General features: G+C 70.5%; 23 protein-coding genes. 10 read left to right on the top strand and 13 right to left on the bottom strand.

The genetic code is table 11. The features are described from left to right. Positions 1-6: 6 nt before the first annotated feature. The 3 genes from IF64_RS0113425 to folC all read right to left on the bottom strand — a co-directional run bounded on the left by IF64_RS0113425 (position 7) and on the right by folC (position 3,610). Complete coding sequence (locus IF64_RS0113425) at positions 7-1,599, bottom strand: alkaline phosphatase D family protein (RefSeq protein ID WP_036876570.1); 1,593 nt, start codon at positions 1,597-1,599, stop codon at positions 7-9. A gap of 98 nt (positions 1,600-1,697) precedes the next feature. Continuing rightward, on the bottom strand, positions 1,698-2,135 hold the full coding sequence (locus IF64_RS0113420; protein WP_084705842.1) for a DUF4233 domain-containing protein: 438 nt from the start codon (positions 2,133-2,135) through the stop codon (positions 1,698-1,700). Further along, entirely contained in the window at positions 2,132-3,610 is a 1,479-nt protein-coding gene (gene folC, locus IF64_RS0113415) for a bifunctional tetrahydrofolate synthase/dihydrofolate synthase (RefSeq protein WP_030532429.1), read from the bottom strand. Before folC ends, IF64_RS0113420 begins: the two co-directional genes overlap by 4 nt. Before the next feature lie 206 nt (positions 3,611-3,816). Here folC and IF64_RS0113410 point away from each other — a divergent pair, with 206 nt between their 5' ends. Then, positions 3,817-4,755, top strand: coding sequence for an SGNH/GDSL hydrolase family protein (locus IF64_RS0113410; RefSeq protein ID WP_036876568.1), 939 nt, complete (start codon positions 3,817-3,819; stop codon positions 4,753-4,755). Positions 4,756-4,779: 24 nt separating this feature from the next. Here the strand turns inward: IF64_RS0113410 and dapF are convergent, their stop codons facing one another. From dapF to IF64_RS0113395, 3 genes are all read right to left on the bottom strand, one after another. Further along, positions 4,780-5,610 (bottom strand): diaminopimelate epimerase, encoded by an 831-nt coding sequence (dapF, locus tag IF64_RS0113405; RefSeq protein ID WP_084705841.1) that lies wholly within the window; start codon positions 5,608-5,610, stop codon positions 4,780-4,782. 10 nt (positions 5,611-5,620) lie between these two features. Continuing rightward, complete coding sequence (gene miaA / locus IF64_RS0113400) at positions 5,621-6,547, bottom strand: tRNA (adenosine(37)-N6)-dimethylallyltransferase MiaA (protein WP_030532426.1); 927 nt, start codon at positions 6,545-6,547, stop codon at positions 5,621-5,623. 158 nt (positions 6,548-6,705) lie between these two features. Beyond that, positions 6,706-7,485, bottom strand: coding sequence for a class III extradiol ring-cleavage dioxygenase family protein (locus IF64_RS0113395; RefSeq protein WP_030532425.1), 780 nt, complete (start codon positions 7,483-7,485; stop codon positions 6,706-6,708). A gap of 172 nt (positions 7,486-7,657) precedes the next feature. On the opposite strand from IF64_RS0113395, the gene IF64_RS0113390 reads away from it, so the two are divergent. Continuing rightward, complete coding sequence (locus IF64_RS0113390) at positions 7,658-8,968, top strand: DUF349 domain-containing protein (protein WP_030532424.1); 1,311 nt, start codon at positions 7,658-7,660, stop codon at positions 8,966-8,968. A 37-nt stretch (positions 8,969-9,005) separates the two neighbouring features. Here the strand turns inward: IF64_RS0113390 and IF64_RS0113385 are convergent, their stop codons facing one another. Both IF64_RS0113385 and miaB read right to left on the bottom strand, forming a co-directional pair. Continuing rightward, complete coding sequence (locus tag IF64_RS0113385) at positions 9,006-9,482, bottom strand: Rv2732c family membrane protein (RefSeq protein ID WP_030532423.1); 477 nt, start codon at positions 9,480-9,482, stop codon at positions 9,006-9,008. Further along, positions 9,470-10,951 carry a tRNA (N6-isopentenyl adenosine(37)-C2)-methylthiotransferase MiaB gene (gene miaB, locus IF64_RS0113380; RefSeq protein WP_030532422.1) on the bottom strand — a complete coding sequence of 494 codons (1,482 nt, stop codon included), beginning with the start codon at positions 10,949-10,951 and terminating at the stop codon, positions 9,470-9,472. The genes IF64_RS0113385 and miaB overlap by 13 nt, the downstream gene beginning before the upstream one ends. A gap of 268 nt (positions 10,952-11,219) precedes the next feature. On the opposite strand from miaB, the gene IF64_RS0113375 reads away from it, so the two are divergent. The 4 genes from IF64_RS0113375 to IF64_RS0113360 all read left to right on the top strand — a co-directional run bounded on the left by IF64_RS0113375 (position 11,220) and on the right by IF64_RS0113360 (position 14,498). After that, entirely contained in the window at positions 11,220-11,948 is a 729-nt protein-coding gene (locus tag IF64_RS0113375; RefSeq protein WP_030532421.1) for an amino acid ABC transporter ATP-binding protein, read from the top strand. A gap of 58 nt (positions 11,949-12,006) precedes the next feature. After that, a complete protein-coding gene (locus IF64_RS0113370) occupies positions 12,007-12,906 on the top strand; it encodes a glutamate ABC transporter substrate-binding protein (RefSeq protein WP_030532420.1) in 900 nt (299 codons plus the stop codon). A 93-nt stretch (positions 12,907-12,999) separates the two neighbouring features. After that, positions 13,000-13,647, top strand: a complete 648-nt coding sequence (locus IF64_RS0113365; protein ID WP_030532419.1) for an amino acid ABC transporter permease — start codon at positions 13,000-13,002, stop codon at positions 13,645-13,647. Next, the gene (locus IF64_RS0113360) at positions 13,644-14,498 is read left to right on the top strand and encodes an amino acid ABC transporter permease (RefSeq protein WP_030532418.1); all 855 of its coding nucleotides are present in this window, start codon (positions 13,644-13,646) and stop codon (positions 14,496-14,498) included. The genes IF64_RS0113365 and IF64_RS0113360 overlap by 4 nt, the downstream gene beginning before the upstream one ends. Positions 14,499-14,597: 99 nt before the next feature. On the opposite strand, the gene IF64_RS0113355 is transcribed toward IF64_RS0113360, so the two are convergent. Both IF64_RS0113355 and IF64_RS0113350 read right to left on the bottom strand, forming a co-directional pair. Then, positions 14,598-15,407 (bottom strand): Fpg/Nei family DNA glycosylase, encoded by an 810-nt coding sequence (locus IF64_RS0113355; RefSeq protein ID WP_030532417.1) that lies wholly within the window; start codon positions 15,405-15,407, stop codon positions 14,598-14,600. After that, on the bottom strand, positions 15,407-15,880 hold the full coding sequence (locus tag IF64_RS0113350; protein WP_030532416.1) for a ribose-5-phosphate isomerase: 474 nt from the start codon (positions 15,878-15,880) through the stop codon (positions 15,407-15,409). The genes IF64_RS0113355 and IF64_RS0113350 overlap by 1 nt, the downstream gene beginning before the upstream one ends. 61 nt (positions 15,881-15,941) lie before the next feature. On the opposite strand from IF64_RS0113350, the gene IF64_RS0113345 reads away from it, so the two are divergent. After that, complete coding sequence (locus IF64_RS0113345) at positions 15,942-16,643, top strand: 2-phosphosulfolactate phosphatase (RefSeq protein ID WP_051757831.1); 702 nt, start codon at positions 15,942-15,944, stop codon at positions 16,641-16,643. Beyond that, positions 16,636-17,433, top strand: coding sequence for an MBL fold metallo-hydrolase (locus tag IF64_RS0113340; RefSeq protein WP_030532414.1), 798 nt, complete (start codon positions 16,636-16,638; stop codon positions 17,431-17,433). The genes IF64_RS0113345 and IF64_RS0113340 overlap by 8 nt, the downstream gene beginning before the upstream one ends. A gap of 10 nt (positions 17,434-17,443) precedes the next feature. Here IF64_RS0113340 and IF64_RS0113335 read toward each other — a convergent pair whose 3' ends face one another. Next, the gene (locus IF64_RS0113335) at positions 17,444-18,463 is read right to left on the bottom strand and encodes a fatty acid desaturase family protein (RefSeq protein WP_048807724.1); all 1,020 of its coding nucleotides are present in this window, start codon (positions 18,461-18,463) and stop codon (positions 17,444-17,446) included. Between the two features lie 166 nt (positions 18,464-18,629). Between IF64_RS0113335 and IF64_RS0113330 the strand changes: the two genes are divergently transcribed. Then, positions 18,630-20,045, top strand: coding sequence for an ethanolamine ammonia-lyase subunit EutB (locus IF64_RS0113330; protein WP_030532412.1), 1,416 nt, complete (start codon positions 18,630-18,632; stop codon positions 20,043-20,045). Next, positions 20,042-20,773, top strand: coding sequence for an ethanolamine ammonia-lyase subunit EutC (gene eutC, locus IF64_RS0113325; RefSeq protein WP_030532411.1), 732 nt, complete (start codon positions 20,042-20,044; stop codon positions 20,771-20,773). Before IF64_RS0113330 ends, eutC begins: the two co-directional genes overlap by 4 nt. 17 nt (positions 20,774-20,790) lie before the next feature. Here eutC and IF64_RS0113320 read toward each other — a convergent pair whose 3' ends face one another. Together IF64_RS0113320 and IF64_RS0113315 are read right to left on the bottom strand one after the other, a co-directional pair. Beyond that, complete coding sequence (locus tag IF64_RS0113320) at positions 20,791-21,648, bottom strand: alpha/beta fold hydrolase (RefSeq protein WP_030532410.1); 858 nt, start codon at positions 21,646-21,648, stop codon at positions 20,791-20,793. 114 nt (positions 21,649-21,762) lie between these two features. Then, positions 21,763-22,374, bottom strand: coding sequence for a mycothiol-dependent nitroreductase Rv2466c family protein (locus IF64_RS0113315; protein ID WP_030532409.1), 612 nt, complete (start codon positions 22,372-22,374; stop codon positions 21,763-21,765). Between the last annotated feature and the right edge of the window lie 148 nt (positions 22,375-22,522).

Raw genomic sequence — 22,522 nt, 5'->3', positions numbered from 1 at the left:
CGGATCCTATTCCGGCTGCAGGGTCTTCGACCACAGGGAGGCGCCGGTGCCGTCGCGCAGGTCCACCGTCAGCGCGCCACTTTCACCGTCCACATTGATCTCCCCGAAGTGCTGGAAGCCCTCCATCGGCGAGGTGTCGGCAGCGGGTGGGCAGTGCGTGAACACGGCCTTCGGCCCGAAGGTCGGGTCGAGGTCGTTGGGCCCGAAGGCACCCGCGTGCAACGGGCCGGAGACGAACTCCCAGAACGGGGCGAAATCCCCGAAGGCGGCGCGGTCCGGCGAGTAGTGGTGGGCCGCGGTGTAGTGCACGTCGGCGGTCAGCCACACGACGTTCCGAACGTCGCTGCGCGCGATCCGCGACAGTACACCGGCCAGTTCGGTCTCGCGGCCTCCCGGCGCGCCGGGCAGACCGTTGGACACCGCCTCCTGGTCCGGCGAGTCCTCGCCGTCGGGCACGACGAGCCCGATCGGCAGGTCCGCCTGCACGAACTTCCACGTCGCGGTGCTCTTCTCCAGCCCGCGTACCAGCCAGTCGGCCTGCCGCTCGCCGAGGATCCGCCCGTCCTGCCTGCGCGGGTCGCCGTCGTTGCGGTCCTTGTAGCTGCGCATGTCGAGCACGAACACCTCGACGTGGTCGCCGTAGGTGAAGCTGCGGTAGACCCGGCCGTCCTCGGCGCGCTTCGGATCGATCGGATGCCATTCGTGGAAGGCGCGCAGCGCACGCGCGGTCAGCACGTCGACCCGCTTCTCGGTGTACTCCGGCAGATCCAGGATCTCCCCCGGATACCAGTTGTTGACGACTTCGTGGTCGTCCCACTGCACGTAACTGGGCACGAGCGCGTTGAACTCGCGCACGCTGTCGGCCATCAGGTTGTAGGCGAACTGGCCGCGGTAGTCCTCGAGCGTCTCGGCGACCTTCGACTTCGCCTCGGTCACCAGGTTGCGGTAGACCCGGCCGTCGGGGAGCGTGACGGTCTCCTCGATCGGGTTGTCGGCGTAGACGGTGTCGCCGCTGTGCAGGAACAGGTCGGGACGGCGCGCCGCCATCGCGGAGAACGCGGGCATGCCGCCGATGTCGGGGTTGATGCCCCAGCCCTGGCCCGCGACGTCGCCGGACCAGACGAGGCGCACGTCGGCACGGCCGGACGGCGCCGTGCGCAGCCTGCCGACCACGGGTTCGGACGTGGCGCGGCCGTCGAGATCCTCGGCGACGACGCGGTAGTGCACGTCGGCACCCGTGGGCAGACCGCGTACCCGCACCTTGCCGGTACCGCCGGTCTCGGGAGTCAGCAGCGGGCCCGACACGACCCGGCTGCGGGCGAACGACGGGTCCGTCGACACCTCGACGCGCATGCGGGACGGCCGGTCGGCGCGCGTCCAGACCATCGCCGAGTGGCGGTCGACGTCACCGGACTGCACGCCGTGGGTCAGGACCGGACGGTCGCTGCGCACGAGGCCGCTGGCCCGCCCACCCGCGAACGCGGTGGCGGCGATCAGGCCCGTACCGATCGCACCGGCGCGCAGGAGGCTGCGCCGGTCCAGGGGCCGCCTGCTCAGCGGATGGGAGGAAAGTGGGTGGTGGGGAGGGAGATCAGTCATGCGGACATCTCTACCCCGGATCCGCGGCGCACGGATCAACAACGGCTGTACTGCCGATGAACGGGCAGTGGTTCGGCCTACGTCCTCGGCCCTGCTGGTCAGCCCTGCTGCTGGCTGGGCAGCGTTCCGCTGGCCATGCGGCGCGCCACGTCGTGGCGCAGCCACAACAGCCACAACCACACGCCGAGGAACACGAGCCCGATCACGGCGATCGACGGCAGCGCCACCACGAAGGCCAACAACACCGCGTGCAACGCCAGGACGACCCCCATCGCCCACGACTTCTTCAGCAGTCCGCACATCACGATCAGCGCGGCGACGACCCCCATGACGGTCCAGCCCTGGAAGCTCGTGATGCCGTGCCCTAACGTCGCGACGACGGGAAGCGCGAGCGCCACGACGATCGCCTCGATGACGAGCGTTCCCGCCTGAACACCGCGGAAACCCTTCATCGGATCGGTCGCCGGTGCGGGCACGCCGTCGCCCACGTCGGTGGAGTCCGTGCCGTCGGTGGCGCCGGTGTGCTCGTCGCTCATGCGGGCTCCTTGCCGAAGAGGGTGCGGGCCTCGCCCGCGGTGACGACCGAACCCGTGACGAGCACGCCCCCGCCCGCGAGGGGTTCCTCGGGGTCGTCGGGCTGCTCGACGAGGCTGACGGCGATCTCGATGGCGGTGTCGAGTCGCGGTTCCACGGTGACGCGCTCCTCGCCGAACACGTCCACGGCGAGCTCGGCGAGCTCCTCGGCGGGCAGTGCCCGCGGCGAGGAGTTGGTGGTCACCACGATCTCCGCGACGACGGGTTCGAGCGCTTCGAGGATGCCCCGCGCGTCCTTCTCCCCCAGCACGCCGACGACGGCGGCGAGCCTGCGGAAGGCGAACTCCTCGTCGATCGTGGCGGCGAGGGCGGCCGCGCCGTGCGGGTTGTGTGCCGCGTCGATCAGCACCGCCGGTGCCGCGCGGACACGCTCGAGCCTGCCCGGCGTGACGATCTCCGCGAACGCGGCGCGCACCGAGTCCTGCACCAGCTGGCGCTCCTTGCCCGCACCGAAGAACGCCTCGACCGCGGCCAGTGCGAGGGCCGCGTTGTCGGCCTGGTGCTTGCCGTGCAGGGGAAGGAAGACCTCCTCGTAGATCCCGCCGAGGCCCTGGATCCTGAGCATCTGGCCGCCCACGGCCATCGTGCGCTCGAGGACGGCGAACTCGCTGCCCGCACGGGCCACGGTGGCGTCGACCTCGACGGCGCGCTCCAGCAGGACCCGCTCGGCGTCGGGCTCCTGTTCAGCCAGCACGACGACCGAACCGGGCTTGATGATCCCGGCCTTCTCCTTGGCGATGGTCGCGCGATCGCCGCCCAGGTACTCGGCGTGGTCGATGCCGATCGGGGTGATCACCGCGACCTGACCGTCGGCGACGTTGGTGGCGTCCCACGCGCCGCCCATGCCCGCCTCGAGCACCGCCACCTCGACGGGCGCGTCGGCGAACGCGGCGAACGCCATGCCGGTGAGCACCTCGAACTTGCTCATCGGCGGCGCGTCCGGGCCGCCCGCCTGGTCGACCATCTGCACGAACGGTGCGACGTCCCGGTAGGTGTCGACGTACCGCTCCGGCGAGATCGGCTGCCCGTCGATGCTGATGCGCTCGGTGACCAGCTGCAGATGCGGGCTCGTGTACCGGCCGACCCGCAGGCTCATCTGCGTCATGAGCGCCTCGATCATGCGCGAGGTCGAGCTCTTGCCGTTCGTGCCTGCGACGTGCAGCACCGGATACGACGTATGGGGGTCGCCGAGCAGGTTCACCAGCGTGGAGATGCGCGTCAGCGACGGCTCGAGTTTCGTCTCGGGCCACCGCTCGTTGAGGGCGGCCTCGACGACCTGCAGCTCGCGTCGCGCCTGCGCCGCGATCGCCGCTTCCTCTTCCTCGCTGACCGGCTCCGGATCGTCCGGCGGCGGACCGGCGATGAAGTTGTCGCCCTCGGAGAGTTCGGGCGGAAACTCCTGGTCGTCGTCCGACACGCACACACTCCCTGCTGGTCCTACGTTGCGCCATCCGAGTCTACGTGCGTACCACTACCGTTCGTCCGTGCCCTTCGACCTCCGGCCGCACCACCACCGCCGCACCGCCACGGCCGCACCACCGCGCGACCACTCCCGCGGTGGCACGCTCCTCGGGGCACGGACATGCCCGTGTCGCCGGAACCGGAGCTCGGAGGATCGAGGACATGGCAGTCGAGAAAGTCGTGATCGCAGTGGCCGCAGCGATGTTCGGCGGCGCAGCCGTGCTGCCCCTGGCGGGCACGGCACCCGGCGACGCACCGCCACCGGCCACCGCGACCGGTCTCGACAGCCCTGCCGACAGCGCCGCCGACCACAGCGCGGTCAACCACTACGTCGCACTGGGCGACTCCTACACGTCCGGGCCGCTCGTGCCCGAGCAGCGTCCCGAGATCCCCGGATGTGCGCGTGCGACGGGCAACTACCCGTCGCTGCTCGCGCAGCGCCTCGACGTCGCCGAGTTCACCGACGTCAGCTGCGGCGGCGCGAGCACCGAGCACATGACCGCCCCGCAGGAGGTCGACGGCGGGCCGAACCCACCACAGCTCGACGCCCTGCGCGCCGACACCGACCTGGTCACCCTCGGCATCGGCGGCAACGACCACAACGTCTTCGGCCGCTTCATCACCACGTGCCCGCCGCTGCGCGAGCAGGATCCGGCCGGTGCTCCGTGCCGCGAGCAGTTCACCGTCGACGGGGTGGACACGCTCGTCCGCGACGCCACCGGCACCGGACACCGCATCGCCACGGTGCTCGAGGAGATCCACCGCCGTTCGCCCGACGCGCGCGTGGTGGTGATGGGCTACCCGCGGCTGGTGCCCGAGCAGGGCACGTGCCCGGACGTGATGCCGTTCGCCGACGGCGACCTCCGCTGGTGGGACGACGTCGAGACCGCACTGAACACCGCGATCGAGAAGGCCGTGTCGGCCGACGGGAAGGCCACGTTCGTCGACATGTACCCGTCCTCGCGCGGGCACGACGCGTGCGCCGGGGACGCCGCGTGGATCCAGGGGCAGCACGACGACCCCGAGGCGGCCGCGAGGTACCACCCGCGCCCGTCCGGCATGACGGGCATGGCCGACGCGGCGGCACGCGCCATCGGCTGAGCCGCGGCACGCGCCGTCGGCTGGTCAGCGCAGGCGGCCCCACCAGCCGGCGTCGAGCTCGCCCCTGGCGACGAACTCCGCGGGGCCAGTCAACGTCGAGCCCGCACGGTCGACCGTCACCGACACCCTGCCGCCGGGCACATCCACTGTGGACGATCCGTGGTCCGTGCCAGCCAGGTGCAACGACGCCGCGACAGCCGCCACCGTGCCGGTGCCGCACGCCCGGGTCTCGCCGACGCCGCGTTCGTGCACGCGCATCCGCAACGCACCGGGCTCGACGAGGTTGACGAACTCGAGGTTGACCCCGTCCGGGAAGACGTCGTGGTCGAACCGCGGCTGGTCACGGAGGTCGAGGTCCGCCACGTCGTCGTCCATCGTGGACACCAAGTGCGGGTTGCCGACGTCGACGGCCACGCCCGAGAGCTCACGCCCGGCCACGATCGCCACCGACGTGCCGGTGATCCGCGCCGGGCCCATCTCCACGGTCACCGACAGGTCCGGATGCACCTGCACCGGCCTGTCCCCCGCACGTGTGCCGACGCTGAACTCCCCACGCGTTTCCAGGCCTGCCTCGACGAGGTACCGCGCGAACACGCGCACCCCGTTGCCGCACATCTCCGCGACCGAACCGTCGGCGTTGCGGTAGTCCATGAACCACTCGGCGCCGACCTCGACGTCCTCACCGAGGGCGGACGAGCGCACGACCCGCAGCACCCCGTCGGCGCCCAGACCGCGCTGACGGTCGCACAGCGCGGCGACCCGCTCCGGCGTCAGCTCCAGCGCGCCGGGGGCGTCGGGCAGGACCACGAAGTCGTTCTGCGTGCCGTGCCCCTTCAGGAACTCGATTCCACCCATGCCGACCAGATTACGGTGTCACCAGGCGCCGGACATGATCACCCAGGGCGGGATCGCCACCGTCGAACCAGTGGATCCGCGCGTCCCTGCGGAACCACTTGCGCTGCTTGCGAACGAAGCGCCGCGTCGCCTGTGCCGTCTCCTCGGCCGCCTGCGTGAAGTCGTCGGCTCCGGCATCCAGTGCCGCCAGCACCTGTTGGTACCCCAGCGCCCGCGAGGCCGTCCTGCCCTCACGCAGCCCTCGCGCTTCGAGGGCGCGCACCTCGTCCACGAGTCCGGCCGCGAACATCCGCTCCACGCGCAGGTTCACCCGCTCGTCGAGTTCGGCCACGTCGCGGTCCACCCCGACCAGCACCGTGCCGTACCGAGCCGGCCCCGGCGCCGGGAGATTCGCCGAGAACGGCTCACCCGTGATCTCGATGACCTCCAGCGCACGCACGACCCGCCGCACGTTGCCCGGCAGAATCGACGACGCCGCCTCCGGATCGAGCTTCGCCAACCGCTCGTACAGCGCCTGCCCGCCGAGCCGCTCCGCCTCGGCTTCCAACGCCGCACGCACCTCCGGATCCGTACCGGGGAACCGCAGATCGTCGATCACCGCCTGCACGTACAGGCCCGAACCGCCCACGAGCACCGGCACCCTGCCCGCCGCGAGCAGCCGCTCCACCTCGGCACGGGCGTCCCGCTGGTAGGCAGCCACCGACGCCGTCTCCGTCACGTCCAACACGTCGAGCAGGTGATGCGGCACGCCCCGGCGTTCCTCCACGGTCGCCTTCGCCGTGCCGATGTCCATCCCCCGGTACAGCTGCATCGCGTCCGCGTTGACGACCTCGCCGCCGAGCGCGAGCGCCAACTCCACGCCGAGGTCCGTCTTGCCCGTCGCCGTCGGCCCCACGACCGCCACCGGCCGAACACCGGGCCCCCGATCCTCACTCACTCGGCCTCCAGCGTCCTGCGGGACACCCGCACCCGGTCCGCCGAGCGAGCAACAGCTCCGCACGCTCCGCAATCCTCACTCACTCGGCCTCCAGCGTCTTGCGGGACACCCGCACCCGGTCCGCCGAGCGAGCAACAGCTCCGCACGCTCCGCAATCCTCACTCACTCGGCCTCCAGACGGCGACGTGGTAGCCCACCCCGCGCGGAGCCTCCGAATACACCAGCTCACCGGCCCAGTCACCGCCGCGGGCACGGGCGAAGCCCGCCAGCACCTGCCAGGGCGCGCGCCCCTCGGCACGCAGCTCACGGGCCACCACGGGGTCGAGCTCGGCCAGGGCGTCCACGTCGGCGCCGGCCAGCGCCGCGGCGACCGCCCGGTCGAAACCCTCGGCGCGCTCGTCCGCCTCGCCGGGCGGAGCGGTGTCCCTGCGGGCCGAACCGTCCCCCACCACGAGCAGCCCCCACGCCGACGCGGGGTCCGTCGCAGCCTCACCCGCGGCGAGCTTCTCGCCGAACGCCGCGCATTCGGCCGGGGACGCATCCGCCGCGACGAGGTGGGCGCGCACCGACTCGGCACCCGCCTGGTCACGCAGCCATCCGGCGATGAGGACCGACAGCGGCAGATCTTCGGAAGTGTCGTCGGCAGACGTGCCCGTGGCCGCCGAGCCAGACGTGCCCGTGGCCTCCGAGCGGAGCGTCACCGGGACGTCGGGGCCGAACGCCCGGAACGTGCCCACCCGATCGGACTCGACGACCCCGGAGGCAAGGCCGGACACACCGTCGGACAACGTCCCGACACCCACCGCGAGCCATCGCGAGGGCAGGCGGGACGCCGCATCGACCGCGGCCGCACGCACCTCGTCGCCGAGGCGCGAACCCGGCACCAGTTCGGGCACCAACAGCGGCGCGGAGGGAACCACGACGGCACACGAGATCACGCGTCGAAAGGGTACCGGGCACCCACTCGGAGGTACCTCTTGCGGCATTGGAGTACCGAGAAGCGCGCTGACCTGTTTGAATGCGGGGCATCAAGACCTACCGACACAGCAACACCCGGCCCCGTCGCAGCGGGGCGCCCGCCCCGCGGGCCTAGGTGAGAAGGAGCCGGCGATGGCCGAGCAGGACACCCCGGAGACCACGACGCACGTCCCGGCGCCCAGCGAGGTGCCGCACACGCAGCCCGCATCCACGGTCCCGCACGCGGAGTCCCACCCGGACAAGTGGGGTCGCATCGACGACGAGGGCGCCGTGTTCGTCCGCACGGCCGACGGCGAGCGTCAGGTGGGCGTCTGGCAGGCGGGAACGGCCGCCGAGGGGCTGACCCACTTCGCTCGCCGCTTCGACGACCTGCGCACCGAGGTCGAGCTGCTGGAGACGCGCCTGTCGTCCGGTGCCGGCGACCCGAAGCAGGCGCTCGCCAGCGCGACGCAGTTGAAGGAGGGGCTGGCCGATGCGGCGATCGTCGGCGACATCGATGCGCTGGCCGCCAAGCTCGACGAGGTGATCGCCCATGCGCAGCGGTCGGTGTCGGAGGTCAAGGAAAAGCGCGAGCAGGCACGCGCGGAGGCGGTCACCCGAAAGCAGACGCTCGCCGAGGAGGCCGAACAGATCGCCGAGTCGTCCACGCAGTGGAAGTGGGCCGGTGACCGGCTGAAGGCGATCCTCGACGAGTGGAAGACGATCAAGGGCGTCGACCGTAAGACCGACGACGAACTGTGGAAGCGCTTCTCGAAGGCGCGAGAGGCCTTCAACCGGCGCCGCGGTTCGCACTTCGCCGAGCTGGACAAGCAGCGCGCGGCGGCGAAGCGGCGCAAGGAAGAGCTCATCGAGGAAGCCGAGTCGATGACCGACTCGACCGACTGGGGTCCCACGGCGGCGCGCTACAAGCAGCTCATGGCGGACTGGAAGGCCGCGGGCCGGGCTCCGAAGGACGCCGACGACGCGCTGTGGCAGCGGTTCCGCGCCGCGCAGGACGCGTTCTTCTCCCGCCGCTCGGCCGCGTTCTCCGAACGCGACGCCGAGTTCGCCGAGAACGCCACGCGCAAGGAGGAGCTGCTCGCCGAGGCCGAGAAGATCGACCCGGCCGCCAACCTGGAGGCGGCCCGAGCCCAGCTGCGCAGGATCCAGGAGCAGTGGGACGAGATCGGCAAGGTGCCGCGCGAGCGCATCCGGGAGCTCGACGGCAGGCTGAAGGCCGTGCAGGACCGGGTGCGCGGGGCCGAGGAGGCCCAGTGGCGGCGCACCGATCCGGAGGCGCAGGCCCGGGTCGAACAGTTCCGCGAGCGGGTGGAGCAGTTCGAGGAGCAGGCCGCGAAGGCACGTGAGGCCGGCGACGACAAGCGGGCGGCCAAGGCCGACCAGCAGGCTGCCCAGTGGCGCGAATGGCTCCAGGCCGCCGAGGCGGCGATCGCCGACCGCTGAGCCGGCTGCCACCAAGGGCGCCTTGGTGGCACCTCAGTCAGCTGCGTGACCAGGCCAGTCGGGTCCACTGCACGGCCAGCACGACCATGCTGATCACCATGAGGATCATGCCGATCCCCGGGCCGTCGCCGGGGTGGCCGCTGACCGACGACGACTGCTGCGACCAGATGGCCAGCATGCCGTCGACCGACGAGATCCAGCAGCCGACCGTGCACACCCAACTCAGCCACCAACGCCTGGTGACCAGCGCCGCGGCCGAGGCCAGCACGCCGAACAGGGTGGAGGTCGAGGCGAACAGCAGCGGAATGGCGCCGCCGTCGCCGGCGAACATCCGCCACCCGGGGTGACCGCCTGCCCACGGCAGCAGCAGGGCGATCAGCGCGACGAACACGACCACGGCGATCGTGAAGCCGGACCGTCCCGGTTCGATCGTCTTGGCCGCCCTGCTCACCGTGGCGTCGACGTCCGCGCCGAGCTGTTCGACGGCGCGTTCTTCCTCGTTCACAGTCCACATCCCGTCGACGTCGCGGCCACCGGTTCCGCCGGCTTGCCGAAGCTCGGCAGTCCGAGGCTCACGCCGTCGGTCTTGGGCCGCTGTCCGGCCTCGGCGTTGTCGCCCGCCCTCGTGCGGCGATGGCTCAGCAGGTCGCCGTCGGCGACCAGGTGGTGCGGCGCCGCGTAGGTCACGGTCGTCTCGACGATGTCGCCGGGGCGCACGGCCGTGTCGACGGCGGCACCGGTCGGGGTGAAGTGCACGAGTCGCCCGTCGCGGGCGCGGCCGCTCATGCGCTGCGTCTCGGCGTCCTTGCGTCCCTCTCCGGTGGCGACGAGCAGTTCGACGCGCTTGCCGACCTGCTTGCGGTTCTCCTCCCAGGAGATCTCGTCCTGCAGCGCGACGAGCCGGTCGTACCGCTCCTGGACGACCTCCTTCGGCAGCTGGCCCTCCAGTTCGGCCGCGGGCGTGCCGGGGCGCTTCGAGTACTGGAACGTGAACGCGCTGGAGAACCGGGCCTGCCGCACGACCTCGAGGGTCTGCTCGAAGTCCTCCTCGGTCTCGCCGGGGAAGCCGACGATGATGTCGGTGGTGATGGCCGCGTCCGGCATGGCGGCACGCACCTTGTCCAAGATGGACAGGAAACGCTCGGAACGGTACGACCGGCGCATCGCCTTGAGGATGCGGTCCGAACCGGACTGCAGCGGCATGTGCAGCTGGTGGCACACGTTGGGCGTCTCGGCCATCGCGTCGATGACGTCGTCGGTGAAGGCGGCCGGGTGGGGCGAGGTGAACCGCACCCGTTCGAGGCCCTCGACCGAACCGCACGAGCGCAGCAGCTTGCCGAACGCGTGCCGGTCGCCGAACTCGACGCCGTAGGAGTTGACGTTCTGCCCGAGCAGCGTCACCTCGAGCACGCCCTCGGCCACCAGCGCCTCGACCTCGGCCAGGACCTCACCGGGCCTGCGGTCGCGCTCCTTGCCACGCAGCGAGGGCACGATGCAGAACGTGCACGTGTTGTTACAGCCGACCGAGATCGACACCCAGCCCGAGTAGGCCGAGTCCCTGCGCGCGGGCAGGGTCGAGGGGAACGTCTCGAGCGCCTCGAGGATCTCGACCTCGGCCTCGGCGTTGTGCCGGGCGCGCTCGAGCAGCGTCGGCAGCGACCCGATGTTGTGCGTACCGAACACGACGTCGACCCAGGGCGCGCGCTTGACGATGTCCCCGCGGTCCTTCTGCGCCAGGCACCCACCGACGGCGATCTGCATGTCGGGCTTGTCGTTCTTGCGCGCCCGCAGATGCCCCAGATTGCCGTACAGCTTGTTGTCGGCGTTCTCGCGGACCGCGCAGGTGTTGAGCACGACCACGTCCGCGGACTCGCCTTCGGCGGCCGCGACGTAGCCCGCCTCCTCCAATTGGCCCGCGAGCCGCTCGGAGTCGTGGACGTTCATCTGGCAGCCGAAAGTGCGAATGGTGTACGAACGGGTCACGTCTTCAAGGGTAAACAGGCACCTCACTGGGCCGATGGCGCCCCGGGTAGCTAGGCTCTCCCGCCAGCGGGTCGGTCACGCGCCGTAAGCGAGCGCCGGGCCGCGACATTGCGATTTGACGTAAATGGCGCACCGGGATTGACCCGATGGTGTTCAATCCCGGGGTTGCCGGACATGCTCGTCGAACCGGCAGCTCACCGTTATGGAGGCAACATTGAGTACCGAGGCGGACGCGTCGCCCCCGACGTCCTCCCCGTCCCAGGAGCCCATGATCAGGGCCAGGTCGGTGGACAAGTACTTCGGCGACCTGCACGTGCTCAAGGACATCAACATGGATGTCCCGCAGGGCCAGGTCGTGGTGGTGCTGGGACCGTCCGGGTCCGGTAAGTCGACCCTGTGCCGTGCGATCAACCGCCTCGAACCGATCAACTCCGGCGAGATCGCCATCGACGGCAAGCCGCTGCCCGCCGAGGGCAAGGCCCTCGCCGCGTTGCGGGCCGACGTGGGCATGGTCTTCCAGCAGTTCAACCTCTTCGCCCACAAGACGATCCTCGAGAACGTCACGCTGGGTCCGATCAAGGTCCGCAAGGTCTCCCAGAGCGAGGCCCGCGAGACGGCGACGGCACTGCTCGAACGCGTCGGCATCGCCAACCAGGCCGACAAGTACCCGGCCCAGCTCTCCGGTGGCCAGCAGCAGCGCGCGGCGATCGCGCGGGCGCTGGCGATGAAGCCGAAGGTCATGCTCTTCGACGAGCCGACCTCGGCACTGGACCCCGAGATGGTCCAGGAGGTGCTCGACACGATGACCGAGCTCGCCGACGAGGGCATGACGATGCTCGTCGTCACGCACGAGATGGGATTCGCCCGCCGGGCGGCGCACCGCGTCGTGTTCATGGCGGACGGGGAGATCGTCGAGGACTCGACGCCGAACGAGTTCTTCAGCGCGCCGAAGTCCGAGCGCGCGAAGGACTTCCTCGGCAAGATCCTGACTCACTGACCACACTCATCATCCGTGGCGGCGCGCGCCGCCCGAGCGTTCGACAGGAGAGGTGCACATGAAGATCCGCAAGCTTGCGGCGGGCCTGCTGGTGGCGGGCATCGCGCTCACCGCGTGCGGCAAGGAAGGGTCTCCGGGCGGCGAATCGGACGCCGAACAGGCCAACCTGAGCTACGAGGTCGCCCAGAACGTCGACGTCAAGGGTTCGCCGACGTTCCAGAAGATGAAGCAGGCGGGCGGCCCGACCATCGGCGTCAAGGACGACCAGCCGAACCTCGGCTACAAGAGCGGCACCACCAACGAGTACAGCGGCTTCGACGTCGAGATCGCCCGCCTCGTCGCCGCCAAGCTCGGCTTCGAGAAGAGCGACATCAACTACAAGGCCGTTCCGTCGGCGGGCCGCGAGCAGGCCATCATCAACGGCGACGTCGACTACTACGTCGGCACCTACACGATCAACGACGAGCGCAAGCAGCAGATCAGCTTCGCCGGTCCGTACTTCGTCGCCGGTCAGAGCCTGCTCGTCGCCGCGGACAACAACGACATCAAGGGCAAGGACGACCTCAAGGGCAAGAAGGTCTGCTCGGTCAGCGGTTCGACCCCCATCCAGAACGTGCGCGAGCAGGGCCTGACCGAGAACTCGAACATCGTCGAGCTGCAGCAGTACTCGCAGTGCGTGTCCCAGATCAAGCAGGGCCAGGTCGACGCGATGACCACCGACGACGCGATCCTGCTCGGCTACGCCGCCGAGGACCCGGACAACCTCAAGGTCGTCGGTGAGACCTTCTCCGAGGAGCCGTACGGCATCGGTCTGCCGAAGGACGACAAGGCGCTGCGGGACAAGGTCAACGACATCCTGCAGGAGGCCATGGACGACGGCACCTGGCAGAAGATCTACGACGCCACGCTCGGCAAGTCGGGGCAGGACTCCGAGATGCCGAAGCTCGAGCGCTACTGACGCATCACTCCGGCCCTCGGCGGTGATCCCCGTGTGATCGCCTCCGAGGGCCGCGCGCGTCTTCCCTGAAACACCACCTCCCCCGAGGAAAACATGGACGTCCTGCTCGACAACCTCGACCTGTACGGGCCGGGTTTTCTCAACACCATCAAACTGTTCGCCCTCGCGGCGATCGGTTCGCTGGTGTTGGGCACGATCCTGGCGATGCTGCGGGTCAGCCCCGTCCCGGTGCTACGTGCGGCCGGTGCCGCCTACGTGACGCTGTTCCGGAACACGCCGCTGACGCTGCTGTTCTTCTTTTTCGTCTTCGCGTACCCGTTCCTCGACATCATCGACCTGTCGTACTTCCTGGCCGCGGTTGTCGCCTTGACGCTCTACACGGCGGCGTTCGTGTGCGAGGTCGTCCGATCGGGCATCAACACCGTTCCGGTCGGACAGGCCGAGGCGGCACGCGCCATCGGACTCACCTTCGGGCAGAACCTGGGCAGCATCATCCTGCCGCAGGCGATCCGGTCGGTGATGCCGCCGATGATGAGCACGATGATCGCGTTGCTGAAGAACACCACCATCGCCGCAGGCTTCTCCGTGGTCGAGGCGGGCGCGATCTACGGCTACCTGTCCGAGCGCGGGTACAGCGTCATGACCGGCCTGCTGTGGGTGGCGCTCGGCTTCGTCATCCTCGTCACGCCGCTGACCCTGCTGCAACGCGGTCTCGAGAAGCGCTGGAGTGTGGCCCGATGAACTCCGTCCTGTTCGACCTGCCGGGCCCCAAGGCCCGCATGCGGCACCGCCTGTTCGCGGTGCTCGGCGTGCTCGCGATCGCCGGGCTGCTCGGCTACATCGTCTACAAATTCGCCGATGCCGGTCAGTTCGACGCCACCATGTGGACGTGGATCCAGTACGAGACGGTGCAGATCGGCCTGCTCGACGCGCTGGTGAACACACTGCGCGCCTTCGCCGTCGCCTCGGTGCTGGCGCTGCTGTTCGGCGCGGTGTTCGCCGCCGCCAGGCTGTCGGATCACGCGATCATCCGCGTTCCCGCGACGGTGATCGTCGAGTTCTTCCGCGCCGTGCCGCTCGTGGTGATGATCTTCTTCTTCCACTACGGCATCTCGCTGGGTGCTCCGTTCTACTCGGTCGTGCTCGGGCTGACGCTCTACAACGGGTCGGTCCTGGCCGAGGTGTTCCGTGCGGGTATCCACGCGTTGCCGAAGGGCCAGAGCGAGGCGGCCTACGCGATCGGCATGCGCAAGACGCAGACCATGCGCCTGGTGCTGCTGCCGCAGGCCCTGCGCGCGATGCTGCCTGCGATCGTCAGCCAGCTCGTCGTGTTGCTCAAGGACACGGCACTCGGCTTCCTGGTCACCTACGAGGAACTGCTGCGCTACGCCCGGTACCTCGGTGGCCTGCTGGAGTTCGAGCAGCCGCTGGTGCCGGTCACGATCGTCGTCGGCGCTCTGTACATCGTGATGTGCCTGGCGCTGACCGGTGTGGCGAAGTGGCTGGAGTCCCGCAACCGGCGCAGCAAGAAGGCGGTGCCGATGGAGGACACGCCCGAGCAGGCCGACCTCGAGGCGGTGCGCCCGGTCTGAGCGGGCGAACGCTGCTGCACAGTGGATGACAGGAAACGGGCCCGGATCTCACGACGGTGAGGTCCGGGCCCGTTGTCGTGAACGTGGTTGGTGGGAAGGTCAGGCCGGCTGGCAGGTCGGGCACCAGTAGAGATTCCTGCCCACCAGTTCGCTCTGTGCCACGGGCGTACCGCACACCAGACACGGCATCCCGGCGCGCCGGTAGACGTAGACCTCTCCCCCGTGCCGATCCTGCCTCGGAGCGCGGCCGGTCACCTCGGGCAGATGTTCGTCGGCCACGGTGTCGATGCGGCCGCTGCGGACCCCGCGGCGCATGAGGACCACGAGGTCGTCCCACATGTCCTTCCACAGCGCCTCGTCGAGGTCGCGGCCCGCGAGGGTCGGGGCCAGCCCGTGGCGGAACAGGATCTCGGCGCGGTAGACGTTGCCCACGCCCGAGAGCACCTTCTGGTCCATCAACAGCGCCGCGATCGACGTCCGCGACCGGGAGATGCGCTGCCAGGCCGGTTCCGGCCGGGCGTCGCTGCGCAGTGGATCGGGGCCGAGCCGTGCGGCGATCGCCTCGGCCTCCGGCTCGGTGAGCAGTTCGCACCGGGTGGGACCGCGCAGGTCGGTCCAGTGGGTGCGGCCCACCAGGCGCATCCGCACCTGGCCGACCGGCGGGGTCTCGGGCAGGGGCGATTCGCTGAACGCCCCGTAGAGTCCGAGGTGGACGTGTACGACGCCCGCGGGGCCGTAGTCGTGGAACAGGTGCTTGCCGTGTGCATCGGCGCGCACGAAGGTGGCGCCGTCGAGTCGCTCCGCCTCCGCGGCGAAGCGCCCCTGTGGGCTGGTCACCCGCACCGGCTCACCGGCGAAGCGCCGCTGGTGCAGCCGGGCGAGCCGGTGCAGGGTGTGCCCCTCGGGCATCAGCTCTGCGGCAGGGCGGGCGCGTTGCCGGTCTGCTCGTAGTCGGTGAGCTGCTCGACGCGCCGCACGTGCCGGGGGTCGTCGTCGACGTCGGTGGCGAGGAACGCCTCGACGATCCGCGTGGCCTCCTCGGTGGTGTGCATGCGCGCACCCACGCCGATCACCTGGGCGTGGTTGTGCTGACGCGTCAACTCGGCCGTCTCGACGCTCCAGGCGAGACCGGCACGGCAGCCCGGCACCTTGTTCGCCGCGATCTGCTCGCCGTTGCCCGAACCGCCGATGACGATGCCCAGGCTGCCCTCGTCGGCGACGGTCCTGCGCGCCGTCTCGATGCAGAACGGCGGGTAGTCGTCCGCGGCGTCGTAGACGTGCGGGCCGACGTCGGTGACATCGTGGCCCTGCTTCTCGAGGTGGGCGACGAGGTGATTCTTCAGCTCGAAGCCGGCATGGTCGGATCCCAGATAGACATGCACACGCCGAAGTGTGCCATCCCCGCTGGCCACGACGGCGGCCCACCCGGCAAGGTGTGGGCCCATGACGGCCACGAGCGAATCGACCTTGCGACTTCTGGCACAACACGGACACGACGTACGCCTCGACTGGGGCGAGTCCGGGCTCGCGGTCCTCGCGCAGGAGTGTGCGGTGCTGGTGCTCGTCGACGTGCTGTCCTTCTCGACGCGTGTCGACCTGGCGATCGCCACGGGCAGGGCGGTGCGCCCCGAACCGTGGACCGCGGAGCCGTCCCGCGCCGACGAGAGCGGAGACGCCGAGCGGCTGCGGTCGCCGAACGGGGCGGCCCTGTCGCTCCAGGCGGCGACGTCGGGCGCTCGCGTGCTGACGGCGTGCCTGCGCAATGCCGAGGCGGTGGCCCGTGCGGCGGCCGACCTCGCGGCCGGGTCGCCGATCGGGGTGCTGGCCGCGGGTGAACGGTGGGGCGTGGACCTCACCGCGGAACCGGGCGTGGACGGTCCGCTGCGACCGTGCGTCGAGGACCACCTGGGAGCAGGCGCGGTGGTCGCCGGGCTGCAGACCTACGGGGCGGTGTCCCCGGAGGCCGTGATCGCCGCGCAGGCCTTCGCGGTCGCCGACGTACCCGCCGCGGTGACCGGCTCGGCGTCCGGCCGCGAACTCGCCGCCCACGGCGACGAGGACCTCGTCGCGCAGGCCGTCGAGGTGGGCGTGTCCGGCCAGGCACCGCTGTGGGACCCCGAGACCGGGGTGTTCACCGGTGCCTGACTGGTGCGAGCAGGCCCCGGGCGTGTACACGCGCCGCTACGAGGAACTCGACCTCACCGTCGGGCTCGTCGTCGGCGGCGAACGGTGCCTGGTCGTCGACACCCGTGGCTCTCGCGTCCAGGGACGCGAGCTGGCCGGCGCCGTGCGGGAGGTGACGCCCCTGCCCGTGACCATCGCGCTGACCCATGCCCACTTCGACCACGCCTTCGGGGTGTCGGCCTTCCCGCACGCGCCCGTCTGGGCCCACACGCGGTGCCGAACGGCGTTGGCGGCCCGCGGTGACCGCGACCGTCGGGAATGGACGGAGCGGTACCGCCGCGACGGCAGGTCCGATCTGGCCGACGAGCTCGCCGCGACGCCCGTCGTGCTGCCGACGCGAACCTTCGACGACGTCGCACGGTTGGATCTCGGCGGCCGCGGCGTCGAGCTCGTGCACCCCGGCCGCGGCCACACCGACCACGACGTGCTCGTCGTCGCCGGCGACGTGGTGTTCGCGGGAGATCTCGTCGAGCACGACGCGGGCGGCTCGTTCACCGCCGAGTCGTTCGGTCCGGACACCGATCTCGACGCGTGGCCCGCCGCTCTCGACGTCGTCGCCGGCCACCGGCCGCGGGTCGTCGTCGCCGGGCACGGCGAGCCCGTGGACTCGGCGTTCCTCACGCGGGCCGGCGCGCAGCTGCGCACGCTGGCACGACTGCGCAGTGACGTCCGTGCCGGCGCCCTCGGTCTCGACGACGCGCTCGCCGCCTCTCCCCTTCGGGCCGAGGTCACCCGCGCCGCACTGGCCTGAGTGGACTCGCTCACCGGCGGAGGGGCGCGCCGACCCGGTGCAGGTGCCCGAGCGCCTCCGCCCACGAGCGGATCAGCCCGGTCTCGTGATACGGCACGCCGATCTGCGCGCAGTACGCGCGGACGATCGGCTGGGCCCTGCGCAGATGCGGCATCGGCAGATGTGGGAAGAGGTGGTGCTCGATCTGGTAGTTCAGCCCGCCCATGAGGTTGTCGACCACGACCCCACCGCGGACGTTGCGGGTCGTCAACACCTGCTTACGCAGGAAGTCGAGCTTCTCGCCCTCCTTCACCGTCGGCATGCCCTTGTGTCCCGGTGCGAACACCGATCCCATGTAGACACCCCAGAGTGCCTGGTGCACAACAAGAAACGCCACGGCCTTGCCCGGGGAGAGCACCAGCAGCAACGCACCGAGATACGCGGCCGCGTGCACCGTGAGCAGCGTCGCTTCGGCGGCGCGGTGGGCGAGTCTGCCCTTGATCACCGCTCGCACGCTCGAGACGTGCAGGTTGAACCCCTCCAGCGTCAGCAGCGGGAAGAACAGCAGTGCCTGCCTGCGCCCGATGGCGCGGGGCAGGCCGGTGCTCGCCTCCGCCTGCTCACTCGACCACACGAGGATGTCCGGAACGACGTCCGGGTCACGTTCCTCGTGATTGGGATTGGCGTGGTGACGGGTGTGCTTGTCCATCCACCAGCCGTAGCTCAGTCCGATCCCGAGGTTGCCCGCGACGAGCCCGGCAACGGTGCTCGCGCGGCGGGTACGAAAGACCTGCCGGTGCGCCAGATCGTGCGCCACGAGCGCCACCTGGGCGAACACGATCGCGAAGAAGGCGGCGACCAACAGCTGCCACCAGGTGTCGCCGAGGGCCACGAACGCCGCGATTCCACCGCCGTAGAGCGCGGCGACGATCCCGATACGGGCCGCGTAGTAGCCGGGCCGCCGGGCGAACAGGCCCGCGGCGTCGATGCGTCGGGTGAGGACGGCGAAATCGCTGCCGCGCCGCGTGTCCGAGGGCGTGTCACGGGGCATGTCCGGAGGTGTGCCCGAGGGTTCTGCCGTGCTGGAGGTCATGTCCTCGAGCGTTCTCGCCGCGGCCGTCGGCCGACATCCCGCACGCCCCCGGCATTGCGGTGGTGCCCGCCCCACCCGATGTTCGCAGTCACACCGATCGGCTTCCGACCTCTACCCTCGGCCCATGCGGTACTCGCACAGGCTCCGCGATCGCACCTACACCTTCGACGGGCTGGTCGACCTGCTGGCCAAGGCCACGCCGGACCGTTCTGGCGACCAGCTGGCCGGTTGCGCCGCCGAGTCCGACGCCGAGCGCGTCGCCGCGCAGTGGGCCCTGGCGGACGTGGCGCTCACCGACTTCCTGACCGAACCGGTCGTGCCACCCGAGACCGACGACGTCACGCGGCTGATCTGGGACACACATGACGCCGAGGCCTTCGCACCGGTGCGCCGCCACACGGTCGGCCAGTTCCGGGAATGGCTGCTCGACACGGCGACCAGGGAGGATGCGGCCGCCCGGCTGTCCGCGGTCGCCGCGGGCCTGACTCCGGAGATGGTCGCCGCCGTGTCGAAACTGATGCGCAACCAGGACCTCGTCTCGGTCGCCTCGGCCACGTCGGTGACGACCGCGTTCCGCACGACGCTCGGCCTGCCGGGGCGGCTGTCGACCCGGTTGCAGCCGAACCACCCGGCAGACGATCCGGTCGGGGTCGCCGGGGCCGTGCTGGACGGCCTGTTGCTCGGGGCCGGCGATGCGGTGATCGGCGTGAACCCGGCCTCGGACAACCCGCGCACGGTGGCCGACCTCCTGCGCCTGCTCGACGACATCCGCACGCGCTACGACATTCCGGTGCAGTCCAGCGTGCTCACCCACATCACGACGACGATCGACCTGATCGCGCGTGGTGCGCCGGTGGACCTTCCGTTCCAGTCCATCGCCGGCACGCAGCGCGCGAACGACGGTTTCGGGGTGAGCCTCGCGATGCTCGCCGAGGCCAACGATGCGGCACGGGCACTCGGCCGCGGCACCGCCGGGGACAACGTCATGTACTTCGAAACCGGCCAGGGTGCGCCGCTGTCGTCCGAAGGGCACCTGGGCACGGGAGGACGGCCGGTCGATCAGCAAACGCTCGAGGCCCGCGCCTACGGTGTGGCGCGAGCGTTCGACCCGCTGATCGTCAACACGGTCGTCGGGTTCATCGGACCGGAGTACCTCTACGACGGCAAGCAGATCATCCGTGCCGGGCTCGAGGACCATTTCTGCGGCAAGCTGCTCGGCGTCCCGATGGGCGTGGACGTCTGCTACACCACGCACGCCGAGGCCGACCAGGACGACATGGACACGCTCCTGCTACTACTCGCCGGCGCGGGCTGCACGTTCGTGATCACCGTGCCGGGCGCCGACGACGTGATGCTCGGCTACCAGTCGGCGTCCTTCCACGACGTGCTGACGACCCGGCGGATCACCGGGACCCGGCCGGCACCGGAGTTCGAACGGTGGCTCGCGCGTGAGGGCATGCTGGACGGCAACGGGAGGGTCCGCGCACTCGACCCGGCCGCATCGCCTCTGCGCACCTTGACGGCGGAGGCGGGCTCATGAGCACGTCCTGGGACCCGCTCCGGGACCGCACACCGGCACGCATCGGGCTGAGCCGTGCGGGTGACGCCGCCGCGACCCGGCACGTCCTGGAATCGGCCGAGGCACTCGCACTGGCGCGTGATGCCGTACACGGCCGCCTCGACGTCGACCGGCTACGCACCGAGCTGCGCGGGCTGGGGCTCGGCGAACCCGTCCACGTGCCGTCGGCGGCGCCGGACCGGCCGGCCTTTCTCCGCCGGCCCGATCTCGGCAGGCGCCCCGCCGGGGACGTCGACCTGCCCGCCGCGAATCTCGCGCTCGTCGTCGCCGACGGACTGTCGGCCGAGGCCGCGGCCCGCCACGCGACGGGCGTACTGACGGCGCTGCTGCCCGAACTGCGCGACGGTCTCACCGCAGGGTGGACGATCGGACCGCCTGTGATCGCGACGCAGGCACGCGTCGCCCTCGGCGATCACGTCGGGGCCGCACAGGGGGCGATGCTCGGCCTCGTGCTGATCGGCGAACGGCCGGGCCTGTCCGCCCACGACAGTCTGGGTGCCTACCTGACGTGGGCGCCTGCGCCCGGCACCGCCGACTCGGCGCGCAACTGTGTGTCCAACATCCGGCCACCGCACGGCCTCGACCACGCCGCGGCGGCCCACACACTCGCCCGGCTCATCGCGGGAGCGCAGCGCATCGAGGCCACGGGCGTCCGGCTCAAGGACACCAGCGGCCTGCTCGAATCGTGACCGCGTCGGTTCCGGACTCAGGCGAGCACGGCGCGCAGCGCGGCAGCGAACTCCTCCGGGACACCGCGCCGTCCGAACTCGCCGCCGAGAAAACCGCCGTGGTCTCCGGGAAACACCGTCGGTTCGAGCCCGAGCAGGTCCGCCACCGCGGCGGACGTCCGGCCGGTGAACATCCCGGCCGACTCCTCGCCGACGCCGATCACGATTCGCGTGGGCGCGGTTCTGAGGGCGTCGGCGTCGGGCTGGAAACTGCTCACCGCCCACGATCGTGCTGACAGCAACGGGTCGTCCCGTGACCCGTCGTCCTCTGTGGGCAGACCGAACGTCGCCGGGTCCGGGGCCGGACCGGCGAAGTAGGCGTCGGTGAACTCGCCCTGCCACGTGGTCATGGCGATGAACGCCGCCATGCCGGCGCCCCAGCCGCCGCGTTCGTAGGCCTCCCGCACCCCGGCGCGGGCACGCTCGGCAGCGACGGCGTCGGGCAACAGCGTCATCAGCGGAGGTTCGTGGGCCACCAGCGTGCGGACATCGCGGGGATACGCGGCCACGAGCGCCAACGCCGAGACCGCACCGCCGCTGCTGGCGAACATGTCGACCTGGCCCAGCTCGAGCGCAGCGATGAGCGTGTGCACGTCGACGGCCTGAATGCGGGGGTCGTTGTCGACCCTGCCGTCCTTGCGCACGCTGCGCCCGAGCCCCCGCGGGTCGTAGGTGATCACGGTGCGCTCAGCCATGAGACCGGCCAGAGTGGTGAACCCGCTCGCATCCATCGGCTGGCCGATCATCATCAGCGGCGGCCTGGCGACGGGAGGCCACGTGCCGTGGATGTCGTAGGCCAGGTCCACCTCGGGCGTGTCGAGCACTCGTGCCGTCATCGCCGCCACCTTCCGCCTGAACCGGTGCCGTGGAGCCTAGGTTGAACCCCCGACGCCCGCGACGCGACGCGAGTCGGCCCTGGACGTCCTGCACCCGTCCCCGACCACGCGGACTCAGTCGAAGTTGAGCTCTCCGGTGCGGGTGCGCTTGAGCTCGAAGAAGTCGGGGTAGCTCGCCATCGCGACCGCGCCGTCGAAGATCTTCACCGCGTCCTCGCCACGCGGGATCGACGACAGCACCGGACCGAAGAAGGCGACGCCGTTGACGTGCAGCGTCGGCGTGCCCACGTCCATCCCGACCGGGTCCATGCCCTCGTGGTGACTCGTGCGCAGCGCCTCGTCGTAGTCGGTGGACGTCGCCGCGTCGAGCAGCTCGGCGGGCGCCGACACCTCCGCCAGGGCCTCCTTCAGCACCAGATCGATGTCCTTGTTGCCCTGGTTGTGGTACCGGGTGCCGAACGCGGTGTAGTAGTCCCGCAGCACCTGCTCACCCTGCTGCTGAGCCAGCGCCACCGCCACCCGCACCGGCCCCCACGCCTTGGTCATCAACTCGGCGTACTCCTCGGGCAGATCGCGCCCGGAGTTCAGCACCGCGAGACTCATGACCCGGAAGTTCAGATCGATGTCCCGCTGCTTCTCCACCTCGAGGATCCAGCGCGAGGTGATCCACGCGAACGGGCAGACCGGGTCGAAGTAGAAGTCGACACGGGTGCGGGACTCGGTCATGACACACGGCTCCTTGCTCGAGCGATTCGCTGATACATCCCGGCCAACACCACACCTGCGACGGTTGTTCCCCGTCGCGCACGCCGCGCGGCGCATGATTGGATCGGGAAACAGTCCGATGTCCACCCACGACCGAAGACCGAGGTGT

Source organism: Prauserella rugosa (assembly GCF_000719975.1).
GTDB lineage: Bacteria > Actinomycetota > Actinomycetes > Mycobacteriales > Pseudonocardiaceae > Prauserella > Prauserella rugosa.
This window is presented reverse-complemented; position numbering and strand designations above follow the sequence as displayed.

What these genes read in the sequence shown, in the direction of transcription:
- IF64_RS0113365 (WP_030532419.1), top strand. Translation starts at nt 13,000, where the DNA reads ATGGACGTCCTGCTCGACAACCTCGACCTGTACGGGCCGGGTTTTCTC.
- IF64_RS0113320 (WP_030532410.1), bottom strand. Translation starts at nt 21,648, where the DNA reads ATGACGGCACGAGTGCTCGACACGCCCGAGGTGGACCTGGCCTACGAC.
- IF64_RS0113330 (WP_030532412.1), top strand. Translation starts at nt 18,630, where the DNA reads ATGCGGTACTCGCACAGGCTCCGCGATCGCACCTACACCTTCGACGGG.
- IF64_RS0113410 (WP_036876568.1), top strand. Translation starts at nt 3,817, where the DNA reads ATGGCAGTCGAGAAAGTCGTGATCGCAGTGGCCGCAGCGATGTTCGGC.
- IF64_RS0113355 (WP_030532417.1), bottom strand. Translation starts at nt 15,407, where the DNA reads ATGCCCGAGGGGCACACCCTGCACCGGCTCGCCCGGCTGCACCAGCGG.
- IF64_RS0113370 (WP_030532420.1), top strand. Translation starts at nt 12,007, where the DNA reads ATGAAGATCCGCAAGCTTGCGGCGGGCCTGCTGGTGGCGGGCATCGCG.
- dapF (WP_084705841.1), bottom strand. Translation starts at nt 5,610, where the DNA reads ATGGGTGGAATCGAGTTCCTGAAGGGGCACGGCACGCAGAACGACTTC.
- IF64_RS0113420 (WP_084705842.1), bottom strand. Translation starts at nt 2,135, where the DNA reads ATGAGCGACGAGCACACCGGCGCCACCGACGGCACGGACTCCACCGAC.
- IF64_RS0113335 (WP_048807724.1), bottom strand. Translation starts at nt 18,463, where the DNA reads ATGCCCCGTGACACGCCCTCGGACACGCGGCGCGGCAGCGATTTCGCC.
- eutC (WP_030532411.1), top strand. Translation starts at nt 20,042, where the DNA reads ATGAGCACGTCCTGGGACCCGCTCCGGGACCGCACACCGGCACGCATC.
- IF64_RS0113390 (WP_030532424.1), top strand. Translation starts at nt 7,658, where the DNA reads ATGGCCGAGCAGGACACCCCGGAGACCACGACGCACGTCCCGGCGCCC.
- IF64_RS0113425 (WP_036876570.1), bottom strand. Translation starts at nt 1,599, where the DNA reads ATGACTGATCTCCCTCCCCACCACCCACTTTCCTCCCATCCGCTGAGC.
- IF64_RS0113315 (WP_030532409.1), bottom strand. Translation starts at nt 22,374, where the DNA reads ATGACCGAGTCCCGCACCCGTGTCGACTTCTACTTCGACCCGGTCTGC.
- IF64_RS0113345 (WP_051757831.1), top strand. Translation starts at nt 15,942, where the DNA reads ATGACGGCCACGAGCGAATCGACCTTGCGACTTCTGGCACAACACGGA.
- IF64_RS0113385 (WP_030532423.1), bottom strand. Translation starts at nt 9,482, where the DNA reads ATGTGGACTGTGAACGAGGAAGAACGCGCCGTCGAACAGCTCGGCGCG.
- IF64_RS0113360 (WP_030532418.1), top strand. Translation starts at nt 13,644, where the DNA reads ATGAACTCCGTCCTGTTCGACCTGCCGGGCCCCAAGGCCCGCATGCGG.
- IF64_RS0113375 (WP_030532421.1), top strand. Translation starts at nt 11,220, where the DNA reads ATGATCAGGGCCAGGTCGGTGGACAAGTACTTCGGCGACCTGCACGTG.